Genomic DNA, 4244 nt, shown 5'->3' on the forward strand with positions numbered 1-4244 from the left:
CAGTAACCATACCTACGGTAAGGCGACGCTGACGTGGTTTGAAGAGATTTTCGAAGAGTATTAATCGACGTAATCTCCGCCTTCAAACCCATAGTATTCTTCCAAGCTGAGACCAGTCTCAGCAATTTCTTTAGCTTCTTTTCCGACATAACGAAGGTGCCATTCCTCAGCCATATAGCCTGTTTCCTTTTCCTTACCTTTGAGATAACGGACAACAAAGCCATAATCAGCAGCATGGTCCAAGAGCCATTGGGCCGCCTTCTCTTCTGTCACCAAATCACCATTTGTCCCAATCACATCAAAAGCCAAGCCTGTCTGGTGTTCGCTATAGCCAGGACGGGCAGAATAACGGTCGGCAGCTTCTTTCCCATCTTGGTTGACATAATCTTGATAGAGCTTAGTCTGAGTCTCATAACTTCTAAAGCCACTGTAATGGTCACTTATTGGGAAACCTGCCTCTTGCATAGCTTTTATGAGTTTGACCAACTCTGCCTTGGCTGTCGGATTTTCCCCTGGATTATAGTCTTTCGACAATGGATAGTGTTTGTTGGCTACGATGATTTCATCGTATTTCCCTTGAATGCTGTAATAGTCTCCTTTGTTAACCACTTCTGCTTTTTTCTGGGCAGCTCCTTGAGACTTACTTCCTACTGTTCCATCAGCTTTAGCAGTTTGCTCTGTCTTAGCTGCTCCATCTTCATTTTTTGCTTTTTCTTGTGAACAAGCTGCTAGACTCAAGGCTAGCAAGGCTGTCAAGACAAGGTATCTTTTTTTCATCTTTACTCCTTTATTTCTAATAGTTTATCTACTTCTGATGATAAACGTTCGACTAATCTTTTAATCTCATCAGGTTTTGATTGGCAGATTTCTGCTGTCATTTCTTCAAAGGGAATCCACCATACTGGACCACGTCCATTGAGGCCATAACCATTCATATCACCTCTTCGTCTAGGAAACAGATGCCAATGGAGATGAGCATCGCCATTTCCTAGTAGTTCGATATTCATTTTCTCAGCAGCAAAGGCCTTGGCAACTGCCTCTTGGACTAAACTCATTTCTTCTAGAAAACGGAGTCTTGTCTCCTTTTTCAAATGGTGCAATTCGCTGACATGCTCCTTGGCTAGAAAGAGGCTATAGCCTGCAAAATACTGATGGTCTCCAATCACAAGATAGCCTGTTTCCAACTCTTTGACAAAATAGGGATTTTCTCCCTTCTTGATGAGCTCAATTCTCTGGCAAATAAGGCACATATTAGTCTACCAGTGCGCTCTTAAGATAGGCATCAACCATACGCTCCGTCGCGACAACTGAATCAATATGAGTACGCTCATAAGAATGACTAGACTCGATACCCGCGCCAAGGAGGGCGTGTTTGACCTCTGCCCCTGCAGACATGGCCGCTGAAGCATCCGATCCATAAAATGGATAGATATCCAACTTAAATGGAATATCTTGCTCTTTAGCCAAGGCAACTAAGTGTTGACGGAAGTCATAGTGATAAGGGCCTGAAGCATCCTTGACACAGATAGATACTGTGTACTCATCTGTCTGCTGGTCATCACCCATGGCTCCCATGTCCACAGCCAGATATTCGACTACTTGAGCAGGAATGCTAGAGTTAGCACCGTGGCCTACTTCTTCAAAGACTGAAAAAGCAAAATGGGTTGTTACTGGCAATTCAATCTTCGCTTCCTTATAAATACGAAGGAGGTTAAGCAAAATCGCTGCACTGACCTTATCGTCCAAATGACGAGACTTGATAAAACCTGTCTCTGTCACGACGGTTCGTGGATCAAAGCTGATAAAATCACCGACCTCAATACCAAGAGCACGAGTTTCTTTTTCACTGGTTACTTTTGCATCCAAACGCACTTCCATATTGTCCTGCGTGCGTTCTGCAGTTCCTGCATCCTTATAGACATGGCAAGAAGTTTGGTGGATGAGGATGGTTCCTGATACTTTTTCACCTGTACTAGCCACATGAACGGTACAGTTTTCTCCTTCAATCATGTTCCAAGGGAAGCCACCGATACGGTCCAATTTGAGACGGCCATCTGATTTGACAGCACGGACAATAGCACCCAGCGTATCTACATGGGCAGTCACATAGCGTTGTTGCTCATCATTTTGACCTTTAATAGTTACATTGACACCGCCCTTGGCTGTGCGAACCGGTTGGTAACCAAAACCTTCTAGAGTCTTGACTAAATAGTCCGAAATCTCCCGAGTGAAGCCCGTTGGCGACGCAATGGCTGTCAGTTCTTTAATATATTCTACTGTTTGATTCATTTCTTCACCTCTTTTGCTACCTATTATAACACATTTATCATCGGATAAAAAAAGAAAATCACTCCTGTAGGCTTGGCTACAAAAGTGATTTTAATGATTATTCCATTTCAAAAACATCGCTTTCTTGCTTGTTTGGTAGAACCAATGAGAGCAAGATTCCGACAATGGCTGGAACCAACCATGGGAGTGATGCCTTAGCAAAAGGAAGAGCGTTGACAAGATTTGCAAGAAACTCAACCTTAAACGAGCTTCCTAGTACGCTTGCAATAGCAATAGCTGTAACCACAGCAATTGTCAACTGCATACCTGGTTTTGAAAGAGCTACAAATTTGTTGACAATGACAATCATAACGATGGCAATCGTGATTGGGTACAAGATAACCAGTACTGGAATGGAGTACTTGATAATCGCATCAAGACCTAAATTAGCAATGGCAAATCCAATCAAGGTAAAGGCTGTCGCATAAACCTTGTAGCTGATTTGTGGGAAGCGTTCATTAAAGAACTCAGCTGTAGACACAATCAAACCAACTGTTGTTGTGAAGCAGGTTACAGTAACCATAGCTGCGAGGAAGAGTTGAGCTGTTGAGCCAAAGATTTCTTGAGTGGCTTGTGACAAGATGTAAACACCTGGTGTTCCACCTTTCATCGCTTCAGCTGGTACTGGGAAATGATTTCCAAGGAATCCTAAACCGATGTAAAGAGCGCTGAAGGCAAGGGCTACAACGATACCAACAACCCAAATGGTTGAAATGTATTCTTTCTTACTTGAAAATCCAAGTTGTTTCAAGGTTTGAACTGCGATTACGCTAAAGGCAACTGAAGCAAGAGCATCCAAGGTATTGTAACCTTCTAGGAATCCTGTCCCAAAGGCAGAAGCTTGATAAGCAGCTGAAGCAGCTTGAGGACTTGTTCCACCGTATTTGAAAGCTCCCAGAACAACCAAGATAACAATCAAAATCGCAAAAACTGGTGTTAAAATACGGCCGATACGGTCCAAGATTTTTGATGGATTAAGCGAGATCAAATAGGCTGCTGCAAAATACAGAACTGTAAAGACAATCAAACCAAGACCTTTATTTGCATCCGATAAAAGAGGGCTAATCCCTACTTCGTAAGCTGTTGTAGCAGTACGTGGGATGGCAAAGAATGGACCGATTGACAAGTAAAGAACTGAGAGGTAAAGAGTCGCAAACCAAGGCGCTATCTTTGTAGAAATCTCGTAGATATATCCTTTAGGATTTAGCGTTCCAATAATCAGAGTCAAGACGGCGATACCGACGCCTGAAAAGACAAAACCTGCGATGGCAGGAAGAAAATGTTCTCCAGATAGAGCACCCAGAGAAGGCGGAAAAATCAAGTTCCCCGCACCAAAAAATATTCCAAACAGGAGTAAACCTGTTAAGGCACCTTTTTTAGCCATGAAAATCTCCTTCATATTTATAAAATACTGACCTAGTATATCATGAATAGGAGTATGAAAAAAGCTTCACGAAGTAAATATTGAATGTTTTCAAGATTCTTAAAAATAAGAATTGTCTAAAAATAAAATTCTCCTACCCAGTCCACACCAAGTAGGAGAAATTCTACTGTTTAAAGTTCTTCAAAGGCTAACATGCCACCTTGAATATTGATAACCTCATAACCTTGTTCAGCTAGAAATTGACAAGCGCGCGCCGATCTCATTCCAGATTTACAAATAACATAATGTAACTGGTCCTTGTCCAACTGATCAAAGGTATCAGCCAATTGACTAAGCGGTAGGTTATGGGCGCCTTCTAAATGAAGAGCTTCAAACTCATCCACTTCTCTCACGTCCACTAAAGAAAGTTGGTCATTTTGGTAAAGCTGGTAAAATGCGTCAAAGGTTATTTCTTTCATTCTTTTTCTCCTAATACTCTTCGAAAATCTCTTCAAACCACGTCAGCGTCGCCTTACCGTAGGTATGGTTACTG

5 protein-coding genes are annotated in these 4244 nt (G+C 42.2%); all 5 read right to left on the reverse strand.

Annotated features, from left to right (window positions below; all coding sequences use genetic code 11):
* Positions 1 to 60 precede the first annotated feature (60 nt).
* Positions 61 to 777 (reverse strand): LD-carboxypeptidase LdcB/DacB, encoded by a 717-nt coding sequence (gene ldcB / locus ADH54_RS00250; protein WP_049523312.1) that lies wholly within the window; start codon positions 775 to 777, stop codon positions 61 to 63.
* A 2-nt stretch (positions 778 to 779) separates the two neighbouring features.
* Positions 780 to 1250, reverse strand: coding sequence for an HIT family protein (locus ADH54_RS00255; protein WP_049523314.1), 471 nt, complete (start codon positions 1248 to 1250; stop codon positions 780 to 782).
* A gap of 1 nt (position 1251) precedes the next feature.
* Entirely contained in the window at positions 1252 to 2289 is a 1038-nt protein-coding gene (locus tag ADH54_RS00260) for a M42 family metallopeptidase (protein ID WP_049523316.1), read from the reverse strand.
* Positions 2290 to 2386: 97 nt separating this feature from the next.
* On the reverse strand, positions 2387 to 3712 hold the full coding sequence (brnQ, locus tag ADH54_RS00265) for a branched-chain amino acid transport system II carrier protein (RefSeq protein WP_001074581.1): 1326 nt from the start codon (positions 3710 to 3712) through the stop codon (positions 2387 to 2389).
* A gap of 170 nt (positions 3713 to 3882) precedes the next feature.
* A complete protein-coding gene (locus ADH54_RS00270; RefSeq protein WP_049523318.1) occupies positions 3883 to 4170 on the reverse strand; it encodes a rhodanese-like domain-containing protein in 288 nt (95 codons plus the stop codon).
* Positions 4171 to 4244: the final 74 nt, after the last annotated feature.

Source organism: Streptococcus pseudopneumoniae, from assembly GCF_001072315.1.
GTDB classification, from domain to species: Bacteria; Bacillota; Bacilli; order Lactobacillales; family Streptococcaceae; genus Streptococcus; species Streptococcus pseudopneumoniae_R.

Bases quoted from the DNA above. Each gene is read 5' to 3' on its own strand.
- ldcB (WP_049523312.1), bottom strand. From the start codon at position 777: ATGAAAAAAAGATACCTTGTCTTGACAGCCTTGCTAGCCTTGAGTCTA.
- ADH54_RS00255 (WP_049523314.1), bottom strand. From the start codon at position 1,250: ATGTGCCTTATTTGCCAGAGAATTGAGCTCATCAAGAAGGGAGAAAAT.
- ADH54_RS00260 (WP_049523316.1), bottom strand. From the start codon at position 2,289: ATGAATCAAACAGTAGAATATATTAAAGAACTGACAGCCATTGCGTCG.
- brnQ (WP_001074581.1), bottom strand. From the start codon at position 3,712: ATGGCTAAAAAAGGTGCCTTAACAGGTTTACTCCTGTTTGGAATATTT.
- ADH54_RS00270 (WP_049523318.1), bottom strand. From the start codon at position 4,170: ATGAAAGAAATAACCTTTGACGCATTTTACCAGCTTTACCAAAATGAC.